This window comes from Micromonospora sp. NPDC004540 (assembly GCF_040610095.1).
Classification (GTDB): Bacteria; Actinomycetota; Actinomycetes; order Mycobacteriales; family Micromonosporaceae; genus Micromonospora.
In genome coordinates, this window is sequence record NZ_JBEXLR010000045.1 from 33,311 (window position 1) to 48,389 (window position 15,079).

Annotated in this window: 14 protein-coding genes; 4 read left to right on the top strand and 10 right to left on the bottom strand. The window is 70.4% G+C overall.

The annotated features are described in order from the left end of the window. Nucleotides 1-30 precede the first annotated feature (30 nt). From ABZV78_RS17030 to ABZV78_RS17055, 6 genes are all read right to left on the bottom strand, one after another. Entirely contained in the window at nucleotides 31-999 is a 969-nt protein-coding gene (locus ABZV78_RS17030; protein WP_355639520.1) for an NAD-dependent epimerase/dehydratase family protein, read from the bottom strand. Then, nucleotides 996-2,069, bottom strand: coding sequence for a Gfo/Idh/MocA family oxidoreductase (locus ABZV78_RS17035; protein WP_355639522.1), 1,074 nt, complete (start codon nucleotides 2,067-2,069; stop codon nucleotides 996-998). Before ABZV78_RS17035 ends, ABZV78_RS17030 begins: the two co-directional genes overlap by 4 nt. 243 nt (nucleotides 2,070-2,312) lie before the next feature. Then, nucleotides 2,313-3,515, bottom strand: coding sequence for a hypothetical protein (locus ABZV78_RS17040; protein WP_355639524.1), 1,203 nt, complete (start codon nucleotides 3,513-3,515; stop codon nucleotides 2,313-2,315). A 122-nt stretch (nucleotides 3,516-3,637) separates the two neighbouring features. Continuing rightward, a complete protein-coding gene (locus ABZV78_RS17045) occupies nucleotides 3,638-4,663 on the bottom strand; it encodes an NAD-dependent epimerase/dehydratase family protein (RefSeq protein ID WP_355639526.1) in 1,026 nt (341 codons plus the stop codon). An 8-nt stretch (nucleotides 4,664-4,671) separates the two neighbouring features. Then, a complete protein-coding gene (locus ABZV78_RS17050; protein WP_355639528.1) occupies nucleotides 4,672-5,442 on the bottom strand; it encodes a glycosyltransferase family 2 protein in 771 nt (256 codons plus the stop codon). Nucleotides 5,443-5,450: 8 nt separating this feature from the next. After that, nucleotides 5,451-6,650, bottom strand: a complete 1,200-nt coding sequence (locus ABZV78_RS17055; RefSeq protein WP_355639530.1) for a nucleotide sugar dehydrogenase — start codon at nucleotides 6,648-6,650, stop codon at nucleotides 5,451-5,453. Between the two features lie 476 nt (nucleotides 6,651-7,126). Between ABZV78_RS17055 and ABZV78_RS17060 the strand changes: the two genes are divergently transcribed. The 3 genes from ABZV78_RS17060 (at nucleotide 7,127) to ABZV78_RS17070 (ending at nucleotide 10,797) form a co-directional block, all read left to right on the top strand. Continuing rightward, nucleotides 7,127-8,656 carry a DUF4082 domain-containing protein gene (locus ABZV78_RS17060; RefSeq protein ID WP_355639532.1) on the top strand — a complete coding sequence of 510 codons (1,530 nt, stop codon included), beginning with the start codon at nucleotides 7,127-7,129 and terminating at the stop codon, nucleotides 8,654-8,656. A 51-nt stretch (nucleotides 8,657-8,707) separates the two neighbouring features. Beyond that, nucleotides 8,708-9,334 (top strand): hypothetical protein, encoded by a 627-nt coding sequence (locus ABZV78_RS17065; protein WP_355639534.1) that lies wholly within the window; start codon nucleotides 8,708-8,710, stop codon nucleotides 9,332-9,334. A 125-nt stretch (nucleotides 9,335-9,459) separates the two neighbouring features. After that, entirely contained in the window at nucleotides 9,460-10,797 is a 1,338-nt protein-coding gene (locus ABZV78_RS17070; protein ID WP_355639536.1) for a hemolysin family protein, read from the top strand. 3 nt (nucleotides 10,798-10,800) lie between these two features. Here ABZV78_RS17070 and ABZV78_RS17075 read toward each other — a convergent pair whose 3' ends face one another. From ABZV78_RS17075 to ABZV78_RS17090, 4 genes are all read right to left on the bottom strand, one after another. Beyond that, complete coding sequence (locus tag ABZV78_RS17075; protein WP_355639538.1) at nucleotides 10,801-11,118, bottom strand: PRC-barrel domain containing protein; 318 nt, start codon at nucleotides 11,116-11,118, stop codon at nucleotides 10,801-10,803. Then, nucleotides 11,105-11,485, bottom strand: coding sequence for a hypothetical protein (locus tag ABZV78_RS17080; protein ID WP_355639540.1), 381 nt, complete (start codon nucleotides 11,483-11,485; stop codon nucleotides 11,105-11,107). Before ABZV78_RS17080 ends, ABZV78_RS17075 begins: the two co-directional genes overlap by 14 nt. Further along, nucleotides 11,482-12,708, bottom strand: coding sequence for a divalent metal cation transporter (locus ABZV78_RS17085; RefSeq protein WP_355639542.1), 1,227 nt, complete (start codon nucleotides 12,706-12,708; stop codon nucleotides 11,482-11,484). Before ABZV78_RS17085 ends, ABZV78_RS17080 begins: the two co-directional genes overlap by 4 nt. A gap of 83 nt (nucleotides 12,709-12,791) precedes the next feature. Next, a complete protein-coding gene (locus ABZV78_RS17090) occupies nucleotides 12,792-13,181 on the bottom strand; it encodes a PaaI family thioesterase (RefSeq protein WP_091309546.1) in 390 nt (129 codons plus the stop codon). A gap of 103 nt (nucleotides 13,182-13,284) precedes the next feature. On the opposite strand from ABZV78_RS17090, the gene tyrS reads away from it, so the two are divergent. After that, the gene (gene tyrS / locus ABZV78_RS17095; protein WP_355639546.1) at nucleotides 13,285-14,568 is read left to right on the top strand and encodes a tyrosine--tRNA ligase; all 1,284 of its coding nucleotides are present in this window, start codon (nucleotides 13,285-13,287) and stop codon (nucleotides 14,566-14,568) included. Nucleotides 14,569-15,079: the final 511 nt, after the last annotated feature.

A 15,079-nucleotide genomic window follows, 5' to 3' on the forward strand; every position in this document is an offset into this window, starting at 1 on the left:
CCGGTATCCGGCGGCCCGGATCGGCTGAACTCATCGCTGCCCCCGCCACCAGTCGACCAGGCCCTGCAGGCCTTCGTGGAGCCCGATGCCGGCCCGGAAGCCGATCCGCTCGGCGGCCGCCGAGGTGTCCGCCAACCGCCGCGTCACTCCGTTGACCGCGCGTGCGGGCCCGTGCTGTGGCGGCAGGTCGGACTTCATGACCTCGCTCAGCGCCTGCGCCAACTCCTTGAGGCTGGTCTCCGTGCCGCTGGCGATGTTGAACACCTCGTCGGTCACATCGGCCTCGGCAGCCAGGATGTTGGCCCGCGCGATGTCGGCCACGTGCACGAAGTCCATGGTCTGCCGGCCGTCGCCGAGGATCAGCGGGGGAGTGCCCGACTCGATGCGTTCCATCCAGCGGATGAGCACCTCGGTGTACAGACCGTGGATGTCCATCCGGGGGCCGTAGACGTTGAAGTAGCGCAGGGCCACGTAGTCGAGGCCGGACATGCTGTGGAAGCTGCGCAGCATGCCCTCGTTGAACGCCTTGGCGGCGCCGTAGAAGGTGTCGTTGTTGTACGGATGGTGCCGTTCCGTGGTGGGAAACACCTCGGCCAGGCCGTACACCGACGCCGACGAGGAGGCCACGACCTTGCGGACGCCCTCGGCGGCGGCCGCCTCCAGCACGTTGAACGTGCCGTCGACGAGCACCTCGTTGGCCAGCCGCGGCTCCTCGGCGCACTGGGTGATCCGGATGGCGGCGAGGTGGAACACCAGGTCCTTGCCCCGGCTGACCTCGCGGACCAGGTCCGCGTCGCGGATGTCCCCTTCAACCAGGCGCACCCGGCCGTTCCGCAGGGCCCACTGCAGGTTCTCGCGCCGGCCGCGGACGAAGTTGTCGAGCACCACCACCTCGCGGGCACCGCCCTGCACGAGGAGGTCGACCACGTGGGAGCCGATCGTGCCGGCACCGCCCGTCACCAGGGCACACGCGTCCTTCACCGAAACCGCCGCACTCATCCTTCGGACCCTCCTCGCAAGTCGACCATCAGACCGCCGTTGGCGAGACTCTGCGACGCCGCCTGCAGGATCTGGAGCACCCGCAGGCCGGACCGGCCGTCGGTGAGCGCCGGCGATCCGGTGCGGATGGCGCGTGCGTACTCCTCGACCATGGTTCGCAGTGCCTCGCGCTCGGTGAGTGCCGGAGCCACCATGTCCCCGGAGCGGTAGGACACCAGCACGTCGCGGCGTTCCTCCTCGCCGAGCTCGTCGGGTGTCGCGACGTCGACGCCCCGATCGAAGATCGCCAGCCGCTGGCTGGGGTTGAGGTCGTCCCAGATCAGGGTGCGCTTGGATCCGCCGATGATGGCGGTGCGGATCTTGACCGGGGAGAGCCAGTTGACGTGGATGTGCGCGATCGCGCCCGTGTTGAGTTGAAGCGTGAGGTACGCGACGCAGCTGCGCCCGGCCCCGATGCCGTCGGCGCCGTGGGCGGCGACGGCCGTCGGCGCGATCCCCGGCGGCAGGATGAAGTCCAGGATGGACAGGTCGTGCGGAGCCAGGTCCCAGACCACGTCGATGTCGCGCTGGACCAGACCGAGGTTGATCCGCACCGAGTCGAGGTAGTGCAGCTCGCCCAGGTCGCCGGAGCGCAGCAGCTCACGGATGCGCAGGACCGCCGGGGTGTAGCAGTAGGTGTGGTCGCACATGAGGGTCAGCCCGCGCCGGTCGGCTTCCTCGACGAGCTGGCGCCCCTCCTCGTACGTGGCCGCGAGCGGCTTCTCCACCAGCACGTGCCGGCCGGCGCGCAGCGCGGCCAGTGCCACCGGAAGGTGGGTGCCGGCCGGGGTGGCGATCGCGACGGCCTGGACCGTCTCGTCGGCCAGCACCGTGTCAAGGTCGTCGGTGACCTGCACCGTCGAGTAGTCCCCGAGGACGCGGCGGGCCCGTTCGCGGTCGAGGTCACACAGCCACCGGAGGCGGAAGGCCGGCGACCCCTGGAAGTTGCGAACCAGGTTGGGGCCCCAGTAGCCGGCGCCGATGACGGCGACGCCGATGGGTCCGTCTGAGATGGCAGGCGAAGAACTCACGGCACTCCGTTTCGTTCGTACGGTGGTTCGTTTGGCGCCCATTGACCTGATCCGCTCGGGAAGCTACCGGCCGGTGATGGGCGTTCGCAGGGCTCTGTCGCATTTCGGCGGGCGGCCGCCGGGAAACCGGTACCTTCGGCCCACCAGCACTCGCTGTCGGGTGTGTCGTCGCCAACCGACAGTGCGTGACACCGGTCGCCCCATCGGCATCGGCGGCTACCCGCGAGGCCACCCTTGCCCCGGTCATGTGAGGTGGCCGCAGGGGATCCGGGCCAGCCAGGGGGGCGTCTCGTTCCGCGGGGCGACCGGCACGACGGCGGTGGCGCCCGGAGCGCAGGTGGCGCGGGCGCGCGTCAGTTCCTCGCGCCATGTCGGGCCGTCCGCACGCGGGTTGTCGACTCGGAAGTTGACCGCCGCGACCACCGCGAGCACGACCGCGAGGGCGTACAGGGGCACCCTCCCGGCACGGGCGTCGGCGGCCGGTTGGAGCAGGGCAACCAGCGCCGTCACGACGAGCAGCGCCGGAGCCACCGCGTAGCGCGGCGCGGCCGTGCCGGACAGGAACACCGGCAGGACGTACAGTGCGGCGCCGTGCAGCGCGGCGGCGATCGCCAGCGGCCAGGCCGGACCGGTCAGCCGGGCGAAGGCCAGCAGCACCACCGCACCCACGGCGAGCCAGGCGACGGCGGCCAGCGCCATCCACCGGGCGTCGACCTCGTCTCCCAACCAGCGCTCGCCGATCAGCGGAGCCGGCACCGCGCGCAGCAGGTAGCCGGCCAGGGCGCGGACCGGGTCGGGGGACAGGTGCCGCCCGCTCGATCCGGCCAGCAGACCGGCGAAGTGCACCGCCAGGCCGAGGGCGAGCGCGCCGGCCAGAACCACGCCGTGCCGGTCCCGCCTCGGCCCGTCCGCCGGGCGCACCGCACGCCACAGCAGCAGGGGCACGAAGACGACACCCAGGATGTCGCTCGCCGCCACGAGGACCGTCACCACGACCGCGACGACCCGCCCGGCCCTGGTGCGCGGCGTCCAGATCAGCACCCAGAAGAGCGCGTACAACCCGTACCAGTGGAAGTTGGCGATCGAGTTCAGCACCTCCCCCTGGCCCACGGGCACCACCAGGATCGCCGCGGACACCAGCAGGCGGGACAGCGACGAGGTCAGGTGCGCCGCACTGGCGACGTAGACCAGCAGCGCGAGGAGTGCGACGGCGAGCGCCGCCTCAACGGCCAGGACGGCGGCGGCCGCGTCCGCCGGGACGAGCGCCGCGATACCGCCCAGGAGCCGGGGTACCGCGTGGTAGTAGCCGGCGTACGAGGTGGTGAGCGCGGTCAGCGGCCCCTGCCGCACGGCGTCGCTGAGAAAGACCGTGCCGTCCTCGGCCCAGATGGTGTCGAGTGCGCCGGCCCCCGGCTGGCGCAACAGTTGGAGCGCGGTGCCGGCCACCACGGCAACCGTGGCGAGCGCGAGGCCGCGCCATCCTGCGAACCGGGCCGCCGCCGGGGCGACGAACAATGCCCGGGCGGCGCTCGGCGGTGCCGGGCGGGTGTCCGGCCGTCGCGTGGCGGTCAGAGCCGCCCCTCCGCGACCGCCTGGGTCACCCACGGGATCACCTCGCCGAGCATCTCGTTCAGCGTGGTGGTCGCCTCGAATCCGAGCACCTCCCGGGCCTTCGTGACGTCGGGGACGCGCTTCTGCACGTCGTACTCGAACGGGTCGTCGGAGACGTACCGGAACGGCGCCTCCGGACCCTTGATCCTGCGCCAGATCAGCTCGGCCAACTCCAGCACCGTGGTCGACTCCGCGGTCGACAGGTTGAAGTCCTCGTTCCGGGCCGCTTCGTGCTCCATCGCGACCACGATGCCGCGCGCCAGGTCACCCCCGTACGTGTAGTGGCGGACCTGGTTGCCGTCACCGAGGATGTGCAGCGGATCCTGTCCCTTGACGATCTTCTGGACGAGGTCGGGCACCACGTGGGACATGGCCAGCTTGACGTTGCCGGAGAGCACCTCGGCCTCGCCCAGCGCCCGGCCCTCACCGACGCCGACACAGTTGAACGGCCGCACGATCGTGTACGGCAGCCGGTACTGGTCCCAGGCCGCGCGGGCGTAGTACTCCACCGCCAGCTTCTGGAAGCCGTAGGAGGACAGCGGCGGCGGGATGCGCCGCTCGTCGCCCTCCCTCGACGGCCAGCGGTCGGTGGACTCGAACACCATCGACGAGGACAGGTAGGTCACCTTCCGCAGCCGGCCGTCGCGGTGCGCCCGGATCGCGGCGTCGCAGGACGCGGCCATGATCCGCTCGTTGGTGGCCAGCAGGTCGTACGCGTAGGTGTGGAAGTAGGAGATGCCACCGATCATCGCTGCGCCGGCGATGAAGTGGTCACAGTCGGCCAGGAGATCGCCGAGCAGGTCCGCGTCCCGGGCGTCCCCTTCCACGAAGCGGTAACGCGGGTCGGCATCGTACGAGTGCGACACCGGACCGTACTTGGAGAAGTTGTCGACTCCCACCACCTCGTGGCCGCGTGACAGCAACTCCTCGACGACGTAGCCGCCGATGAAGCCGGCCGAACCGGTGACCAGAACCTTTGACACGAATGCTCCTAGTGGATCTGTTCGAGGGCGGGGGTAGCGATGACCTGTTGCTTGTCATGGCGCTCTCGTCGGGCGACGAGTTGCTCCATGGTCAGCCGCCGGCCGTAGGCGAACCGGTACCAGCGCAGGTAGCTGGGGAGAAACCGACCCAGGTCGAAGTGCGACTGGCCGAGCTGGCGGTCGAGCCAGATGGTGGGGATCTCGGCCACCGGACGGCGGACCCGGCTGGCCTTCGCGGTCAACTCCAGGCCGATCTCGAAGCCGGCCCGCGACTCGATGCCGACCGACCGGACGAACTCCGTGTCGTACGCCTTGAAGCTGTTGGTCGCGTCGCGGGTGCCGACGCGGGTGAAGAGGTGGAGGCTACGCCCCGCCCAGCGGGACAGGAACCGCTTGAGGCGCGGCCCTCCGACCTGCTGCCCGCCGGGCATGTACCGCGACGCCGCCGCCACGACCACACCGCGCTCGACGAGGCGGGCCAGTTCGTCGATCTGCCGTGGGTCATCGCATCCGTCCGCCATCGTCACCACGGTGACCGGAGCCTGGGCGGCGTCGATGCCGAAGCGGATGGCGTTGGCGGGCCCCGGCCCGTACGTGTTGAGGACCGGACGGACACGCGAGTCGGTGACGGCGATCTTCTCCGCGTAGGGCACCGTGGAGTCGTCCGGCGTGTCGTGCACGAGCAGGATCTCGCTGGGCAGCAGGACGTCGCGCAGGATCCGTTCCATGCACGGCAGGATGGCCTCGCCCTCGTTGTACACCGGGATGACGATGGACACCCGCGGCCTCACAGCAGGACCCCCTGCCTGGTGACACCCCACATGTCGATCACCGGACGCTCGGTGTCGAGTCGGGCGTAGTCGGCGTGCGGCGCGGCGATGACCAGGACGTCGGCGGCCGCCAGCACGTCGGTGAGCGGGACGAACCGGTCGTCCACCACGTACGGGTCGGTGCACAGGACCGACTTCGCCTTCAGCGTCAGAATCTTCCGGAGTTTGTAGGCCAGGCTCTCGCGCGGGTCGTCGCTGCCGGCCTTGAACGCCATGCCCAGGACGCCGACCGTGCTGCTCGCCAGGTCGAAGCGGTCTTCGAGGCGGGACACCAGGTAGAGCGGCAGCCCTTCGTTGATGAGCATCGCGGCGTGGCCGAGCACGAAGTTGTTCTTGTTGAAGGCGGCCAGCTGCATGGTGTCCTTCAGCAGGCATGGTCCGGCGGCGAAGCCCGGCATCGGCACGTCGGCCGCACGCGGGTAGTCGAACGTGATGGCGTGGCGGATGCGGGCGTAGTCCAGCCCGAAGTCGTTGGCCATCATCCAGAACTGGTTGGCGGTGGCGAACTTGATGTAGCGCCAGGTGTTCGTGAACAACTTCGCCAGTTCCGCCTCTTCGGGTGCGAGCGGCACGATCTGACCGGTGAGGTTCCGGAAGAACTTCTCCGCTCGCTGGCTGACATCCGAGGTCCGTGCCGCCACGATCTGCGGCAGGTCGAAGAGCTCGGTGAGGGCCTTGCCCTCGGCGATCCGTTCGGGGCAGAAGGCCACATCCGCGTGGATGCCCTTGTCGCGCAGCAGCTTCTCGACGAGCCCGGTGACTCCGGGATACACGGTGCTGCGCAGGATGATCAACTGGCCGGGGGCCAGATGCTCCGCGCAGCGTTCGAGCGCGCGCGGCACGGCTCCCAGGTCGGGGTTCAGATGCTCGTCGACCGGGGTTCCCACCACCACGATCAGGTTCTCGGCCGTACCCACGCTCGCGGGATCGGTGGTCGCGGCGAGCCGGCCGGCTCGGGTCGCCTCGGCCAGCAGCCTGTCGGCGCCTTCCTCGGCAAAGGGCATCACACCGTTGTTGACGGCTGCCACCGCCGCTTCGTTGATGTCGTAGAGGGCCACCGTCAGGCCGCGTGAGGCGAGCGCTATGCCCAAGGGCAGCCCCACCCGACCGCAACCGCCGATGATGACCGCATCGCGGGAAAACTGGTTTTTGCGCACAGGGCGTACCCCCAGATTGCATCGACCCGTGGATTGTCGGACCGTGGCGGAAGCCTTTGCCAGTCCTAACGACGGGCTAAATGCTATGGACGACTGTAGGGCGGAAACTCCGTCTGTCCACTAAGCGACACGGGCCACGAACAGGTGGCTGAGGTCGGCCGTCCAAACTACCGATAGGGCACTCGCCGTTTTCTTCGTCCACTCGTCGAAGATCTATGCGATGCGGTGGCGGGCGGACAGCGATGGGGGAAGCTTTTCGGCTGATTACAGCACCTGTCGGGCGCCGATGCTCGTTGAGCAGGTCGTCGGAGCCGAGGACCGACCGCTTCGTGCGGGTGGGCACGTGCGAGTTGCGCAGGACAGGTGTCAGCGGCACGTCACATAGTCTGGCCGAGGACCGCCCTCGTCATGATCGAAATAACGGCGTGGCTTCGGTGCCCGCGGAACAGCCGTGGCACCGCAAGAAGGGGTAACGGATGCGTGATCAGTTGAGATCGATCGTTGTGTTGGGCGTCGCCGGCATCGTCGCCGTTGCCGGGACGGCTCTCGCCAATGCGACGCTCACCGGTTCTCGCGCCGGCGATCCCGTTCCCGGTCAATCGCATTCATTGTGGAGCAGTTCCACGGTTCCCGAAACGGTGACCGACCCGGACCGGCGGGCCGTCGAGCTGGGGGTCAAGTTCACCTCGGATCAGGCCGGCACGGTGCTCGGTGTGCGGTTCTACAAGTCGAAAACCAACACCGGAGTGCACACCGGCAGCCTCTGGACGATCAGCGGGGCCCGGCTGGCGACGGCTCAGTTCACCGACGAGACGGCGTCCGGGTGGCAGTACGTCGCCTTCTCGAAGCCGGTCGCCGTCAAGGCCAACGACCTGTACGTGGTGTCGTACCACACGAACGTGGGGGCCTACTCGGCCGACGACAACTACTTCAAGGCCGGCCGCGATCGCGGCCCGCTGCATGCCCCGGCTGACGGCGCCAAGGGCGCCAACGGTGTGTACCGGTACGGCGCCGGCGGCTTCCCGGACCAGGGCTACAAGGCCACCAACTACTGGGTGGACGTGGTCTTCACGTCCGGTACGCCCACTCCGTCCGGCTCCCCGACGCCGCGGCCCACGGCCACCCGTGCCACTCCCACTCCCACCCCTACCGCGACCGCCACCCGTACACCGAGTGCCTCGCCGACGCCGAGTCCCACTCAGAGCGCCACGCCACCGCCGGCTCCCGGTGCCTGCCCCGCGTTCCCCGCCTTCCCGGACGAGAACTGCACCGGGTGGCGGCACACCGGAGTGAAGCTGCGCGACTGCAATGGTGACATCCGCACGTCCGGCATCACGCTCGACGGCTGCTACTTCCCACGGGATCTCAAGATCGTGGCGAAGAATGTGACCATCAAGCGGTCCCACGTGAAGGGCTCCGTGTACGCCTCCTGGATGACGGACTGGGACTTCCAGAATCTCACCTTGATCGATGTCGAGGTGGAGGACGAGGGCAACGCCACGCCGGACCGGGCAGCGATCGGTGGACCGAACTTCACCTGCATCCGCTGCCATGTGCACAACACGGGCACGGGCATCAGCATGGGCGACAACGTCACCATCCGGGACTCGTACGCCCACGACTTCACGTACACCGAGGGCGCTCACCAGGCGGCGGCCGGCGCGAACGGCGGTGCGAACCTCACCCTCGTCCACAACAACCTCGAGTGCAGCCGGGTCAACGTCTCTCCGGACAAGCAGGGCTGCTCGTCGGCCCTGTCGCTCTACGACGAGCCGACCATCAGCAACGTGCTGGTGCAGAACAACCTCTTCAACACCGCCGGTGGCTACTGCACCTACGGCGGCGGCCCGAACGGCACCAACATCCGCTACCTCGACAACCGCTTCGGCAAGAAGTTCAACCCCCGCTGCGGCAGCTACGGACCGGTGGCCGCCTACCGGAACAACTCGGGAAACGTCTGGCAGGGGAATCTGTGGGCGGACGGTTCGGGGCCCGTCGGGCCCTGACCGGGCCGCCCTCCGAGGCGGCTGACCAGGGCGACCACTAGTCTCCCCGGGGTGAACTGGCTGGAACTCGTCGGCTGGGCCGGCTCCGCGCTGCTGGTCTGGTCGCTGCTGCAGACCCGCATCCTGCGGCTGCGCGCGCTCAACCTGCTCGGCTGCCTCATCCTGATCGGCTACAACGCCGCCGTGCACGTGTGGCCCATGGTCGGGCTCAACGTGGTGCTCGCGGTGATCAACGTCTGGTACCTGCGAAAGATGCTCGCCACCCGGCACGACGCGCAGACCTACGAGGTGGTCGAGGTGGGCACCGGCGACGCCTTCCTGGCCCACACCCTGCGGGTGCACGCCGCCGACATCGCCCGGTTCAACCCGGACTTCCGCTGGGACCGGGCCGCCGCCGACCGCTCGGCGTTCCTGGTGGTCCGCGCCGACGAGGTGGTCGGCGTGGTGGTCTCGCACGCCGAGGCCGGCGGGGTGGCCCAGATCGACCTGGACTACGTGACCCCGCCGTTCCGCGACTTCACCCCCGGCGAGTTCGTCTACCGGCGCAGCCGGCTGTTCACCGACCGCGGCTTCCGCCGGGTGGTCAGCCCGCCCGGCATGGTCGCTCCCTACTACCACCGGCTCGGCTTCCGCCCGGAGGGCGACGCTTACGTGCTGGACCTGCCGGCGCCCGCCTGACCCTTCGCCGGAGGATTGCGCGGCCCGCCCGCGGGGCACTGAGGGGCGACGCCGCCCGGGCCCCGGTCGGCGACGGGGCGGCCACGGCGGCCGGCCCGGTCGGGTCGAGGGGGAGAGAACCGGGCGTGCAGAGCTACTGGAGCCAGCTGGCCCTGGTCGGAGTTCTGGTGATCGTCAACGCGGCCTTCGCCGGCAGCGAGATGGCCCTGGTCTCACTGCGTGACAGCCAGCTCCAGCGGCTGGAACGCGGCAGTCGCGCCGGCCGCACCCTGGCCCGGCTGGCCAAGGACCCCAACCGGTTCCTGGCCACCATCCAGATCGGGATCACCCTGGCCGGCTTCCTGGCCTCCGCCGCCGCGGCGGTGTCGCTGGCCAAGCCCCTCGTCCCGCTGCTCGGAGCGCTCGGCGACGCCGCCGAGACGGTCGCCATCGTCGCGGTCACCCTGGTGCTGACCTTCGTCACCCTGGTCTTCGGCGAGCTGGCCCCGAAGCGGATCGCCATGCAGTCCGCCGAGCGGTGGGCCCTCGTCGTGGCCCGCCCGCTCGACCTGCTGGCCAGCGTCACCCGGCCCGCGGTGTGGGCCCTCGGCGCCACCAGCGACCTGGTGGTCCGCCTCTTCGGGCTGAACCCGAAGCACGAACCGGACGAGATCGGCCCGGACGAGCTGCGCGACATCGTGGCCGGCAACCACGGCTTCACCAAGGAGCAGCGGACCATCATCGCCGGCGCCGTGGAGATCGCCGACCGGCAGCTGCGCGCGGTGCTCGTACCCCGGCTGCAGGTCTTCACCCTGGACAGCGGGACGACCGCGGAGGCCGCCCGGCTGGTCCTCGCCGCGACCGGCCACTCCCGGGCGCCGGTGGTCCGGCACGGCGGTCTGGACGACGCGGTCGGGGTGATCCACCTGCGCGACCTGGTCGGCGTCCCCGACGACCGGCCGGTGGACGAGATCGCCCGGCCACCCATGCTGCTGCCCGACTCGCTGCCGGTGGTCGACGCGCTGCGCCAGTTCAAGGCGGAACGCCAGCACATCGCGCTGGTGGTCGACGAGCGCGGCGCCGTCGACGGCATCGTCACCCTGGAGGACATCCTCGAGGAGATCGTCGGCGAGATCTACGACGAGACGGACCGGGACCTCAGCACGGTGCACACCGAGGAGGACGGGACGCTGGTGCTGCCCGGCACCTTCCCGGTGCACGACCTCACCGACCTCGGCGTCGAGCTGCCCAACCGGCCGGCCGGCGACTACACCACCATCGCCGGGCTGGTGCTCATCTGCCTCGGGCACATCCCCACCGTGGCGGGGGAGCGGGTCCGGGTCGACGGCTGGGACCTGGCCGTGGGCGGCGTCGACCACCACGCCATCACCGAGGTCCGGGTCCGCCGGCACGCCCGCCGCGACCGCGCCGAGGACGCCGACACCGCCGACGACGCCCCGGTGCTCGACGAGGCGCGCGGCTGACCCTCAACGGCGCTCGGCCGGCGAGCCGAACGGGAAGCCCGGCACCGGCGGGAGCAACTGCACCGAGTCGGCGGGCACCTGGCGGGTGCTCCGCCCCAGCACCCGGGTGATCGCGCGCAGCAGCCACGGCCCCGACGGGTGCCGCTCCGGCCCGATCAGCCGGCTGGTGACCCGGGTCCACCAGTGGCCGGCGACGATCACGTCGGTGATCCGCAGCCGCTCCGGCGGCCAGCCACCCCGCACCACCACGTCGACCACTCGGCCCAACCGGCGGCCGCGCAGGTCGTACGCGGTCCGGCCGAGCAGCTCACCCGCTCGCACGGTGCGCTCCGGGAATCCGGTCGATCACGTGCCGGCGCAGCCAGGACTCCACCGGCGAGGGCGGCAGGTCGGCCGCCGGGCAGCGCAACCGCACCGCGCTGTCCACCCGGTCGACCAGGGTGAGCGGGATGCGCAGCGGCGGCACCGGCGGGTCGTCGGTGAACCGGTCGGCGACGGCCACGAGCAGCCGCCCGATCCGGCCGCCGACCCGCTGCCCGAGCGCCGCCTGCCCGGTGAGCAGGCAGTCCACGTACGGGTAGCCCTCCTCGTCGACGTCGAACGCGATGTCGTCGACCCGGCCGACGAGCCGGCCGTCGACGTCGACGATCTGACGGTCGAGCAACTGCTTGGCGAGCTGGATCCTCATCGCCCCATCCCCGTGACGATCGCCAGGGGGATCGCCGCCACCGACGCGGCAACGATGAGCAGCAGAAACAGCGCCCCGAGCAGGTTCGTCCACCACCCGTTGACCCGGTCGCCGAGATAGTTGCGGTCGTTCGCCACCACCAGGATCGGCAGGTAGGTCAGCGGCAGCACCACGGCGCTGAGCACCAGCATGTACTCGGTGAGCCGGACCGGGTCCACCGTGGTCATCAGCAGCAGCACCCCGAGCAGCAGCCCGACGAGGAGCACGCTGTGGAACCGGGCCGCCTCCCGCGGGCTGACCCGCTTGCCCCACTGCCAGCCGAAGTACTGCGAAGCCGCGTACGCGGCCGACAGCCCGGTCTCCAGCGCCGCACCGAACGTCACCGCGAAGAACGCCAGCACGGCGGCGGCCAGGCCGGCCCCGCCCAGCGCGGTCACCACCGGCCGGGCCACCTGGTCGAGGGTGTCCAGCGACGCCCCCGACGGGTGGTACGCCACCGTCGCCACGGCGATCAGCGACAGCGCCAGGAAGCCGCCGACCGGGAAGCCGATCAGCACGTTCGAGCGGGCGTGTGCCAGGTCGGCGGCGCTCCACCGCTCCTCGACCCCGCCGGAGGAGAAGAAGAACACCTCGTACGGACTGACCGTCGAGGCGAACAGGGCCACCGCCACGAACCAGTACACCGACCAGCCCTCGCCGGCGGAGCTGATCCGCACCGCCCCGCGCCCCAGCTCCGCCCAATCGGTGGGCAGCGCGAAGAGTGCGACGGCGAAGACCAGCAGGGCCAGCCCGGCCAGCCCGAAGACCCGTTCCATCCGCTCGAAGCGCATCCGCCAGAGCACCAGCCACACCGCCACCGCGGCCACCGGCACCCAGAGCAGGTAGCTCAGCCCGGTCGCGAGCTGCAACGCCAGCGCCACCCCGCCCAGCTCCGCGGCCAGGGTGATCACCGTGACCAGCCAGGAGGCCACCAGGTTGAGCAGCGCCACCCGCGGCCCCAGCCGCTCCCGGACCAGATCGAACACCGCCCGGCCGCTCACCGCCGCGATCCGGCCGGCCATGTCCGCGTACGCGCAGATGCCCACCACCCCGACCAGCAGCACCCAGGCGTGGGCCATCCCGAAGCGGGCGCCGGCCTGGCTCGCCGCCACGAGGTCGCCAATGTCGACGAAGCCGCCGATGGCGGACAGCACGCCGAGCGTGGCGGCGAGGAGCTTCCTCACGTCGGGTCGGGAGCGGGCGGTCTCATCGACGCGACGATATCGGCGTCAGATCCCCGTTTTCGGGCGAATCGAACAGCCCGGGATCAGGCGCCGGTGAGGTTCTGCAGCCGCACCTGGCCGCGCGACACCAGCCGGCCGCCCTCGTCGGTGATCTCCACGAGCCAGAGCTGCTGGCTGCGGCCCCGGTGGATCGGGGTGCCGACCGCGGTCAGCTCGCCGTCGCGGACGGCCCGCAGGAAGTCGGTCTGGTTGGAGACCCCGACCACCTTGCCCTTGTCACCGAGCCACAGCGCCCCGCCGATGCTGGCCGCCGTCTCCACCACCGAGCAGTAGACCCCGCCGTGCTGGATCCCGTACGGCTGGTGCAGCTCCGGACGGACCTGCCAGCGGATCACCACGCGGTCCCCGCTCACCTCGTCGAACTTCAGGCCCAGCAGGGCGACGAAGCCCCCGGTCAGATCCGGCTCCTCCACGGCGACCCCTCCCTCTCGCGCGACGCCGCCGTCAGCCTAGTCGGGGCCCTCGTCGGCAAACCCGGTACGGGCCGGGGCCGGTGATGGGGGAGAATCGGTGACCGTGACCGACAGCAGCCTCCCGCACGGGCGGGACTCCCTGACCGAAGACCTGCGGTGGCGGGGCCTGATCCAGGACTCGACCGGCCTCGACGAGCTGCGCGAGCTGCTCGACGGCGGGAGCGCCACCTTCTATGTGGGCTTCGATCCGACCGCGCCCAGCCTGCACGTCGGCCACCTCATGCAGGTCACCACCGCGCGCCGGCTCCAGCTCGCCGGGCACCGGCCGCTGCTGCTGGTCGGCGGCGCCACGGGCCAGATCGGCGACCCGAAGGAGAGCGCCGAGCGCACCCTCAACCCGCCCGAGGTGGTCCACGGCTGGGTGCAGCGCATCCGCGACCAGCTCTCGCCGTTCGTCTCGTACACCGGGGAGAACGCCGCCCAGCTGGTCAACAACCTGGAATGGACCGGCGAGATGTCGGTGGTGGAGTTCCTCCGCGACGTCGGCAAGCACTTCCCGGTGAACAAGATGCTGGCACGGGAGGTGGTCAAGGCCCGGCTGGAGAGCGGCATCAGCTTCACCGAGTTCAGCTACCAGCTCCTGCAGGCCAACGACTTCTTCGAGCTGCACCGCCGGCACGGCTGCCAGCTCCAGTACGGCGGCTCCGACCAGTGGGGCAACATCACGGCCGGGGTCGACTACGTCCGCCGCCGCGGAGCCGGGCCGGTCGAGGCGTTCGTGACACCGTTGGTGACCAAGGCCGACGGCACCAAGTTCGGCAAGAGCGAGAGCGGCGCGGTCTGGCTCGACCCGCAGATGACCAGCCCGTACGCCTTCTACCAGTTCTGGGTCAACGCCGACGACCGGGACGTCACCCGCTACCTGCGGTACTTCAGCTTCCGCTCCCGCGAGGAGCTGGAGGAGTTGGAGAAGGCCACGGCGGAACGGCCGCAGGCCCGGCTCGCCCAGCGGGCGCTCGCCGAGGAGTTGACCACGCTGGTGCACGGCGAGCGGGAGATGGCCCAGGCCGTCGCGGCCAGCCAGGCGCTCTTCGGCCGCGGCTCGCTCGACGAGCTGTCCCCGGCGACCCTGCGCGCCGCGCTCACCGAGGCGGGCCTGGTGCACCTCGACGAGCTGCCCGACGTCGCGGGTCTGCTCAAGGAGTCGGGCCTGGTGCCGAGCATGAAGGAGGCCCGGCGGGTCATCGCCGAGGGCGGCGCGTACGTCAACAACGTGCGCATCGCCGAGGTGGACGCCACGGTGGCACCGGCGGACCTGCTGCACGGCCGCTACCTCGTGCTGCGCCGCGGCAAGCGCAACTTTGCCGGCGTTGAGCTGGGCAGATAGCTCCACATCGACGGTGTGACGCGGGACGCGCCCGGCAGATTTGACGATCAATCCGCCGGGCGCGTAACTTTCTCTCTGCCAGCGCGGAACGGACGAAACAGGCGAAAGCCTGAAAGGCCGGAGCGCAGGACCGAATACGGGCGGTGCCCCGGATTCGCCGGGAGGCGGATTTGGTGAGGCGGAGCCGACCGGGTAAGGTTATCGGCCGGCAGGGACACGGACGAGCGAGCGGGAAACCGCAGCGGCCGTCCTGCCGAAATCCACGAGGCGCCCGGCGCGAGTCGGTCGAACCGTGGTGCCCGGCAAAAGGGTGGAAGCAATGACAAACCGCGAAACACCGGTTTGACACGGCAGAAACCACCGGGTAACGTAGTAAAAGTGCCTGGCGCGAGAGCGGCGGGTGCGGTTGAACGAAATGCCCCGGACGGGGGTCCTGCTGGTGCGGGGTTTCCGGATGGTGTGTGGTTGTTCTTTGAGAACTCAACAGGGTGCTTGATAAGCCAGTGCCAAA

Bases quoted from the DNA above. Each gene is read 5' to 3' on its own strand.
- ABZV78_RS17060 (WP_355639532.1), top strand. From the start codon at position 7,127: ATGCGTGATCAGTTGAGATCGATCGTTGTGTTGGGCGTCGCCGGCATC.
- ABZV78_RS17030 (WP_355639520.1), bottom strand. From the start codon at position 999: ATGAGTGCGGCGGTTTCGGTGAAGGACGCGTGTGCCCTGGTGACGGGC.
- ABZV78_RS17080 (WP_355639540.1), bottom strand. From the start codon at position 11,485: ATGAGGATCCAGCTCGCCAAGCAGTTGCTCGACCGTCAGATCGTCGAC.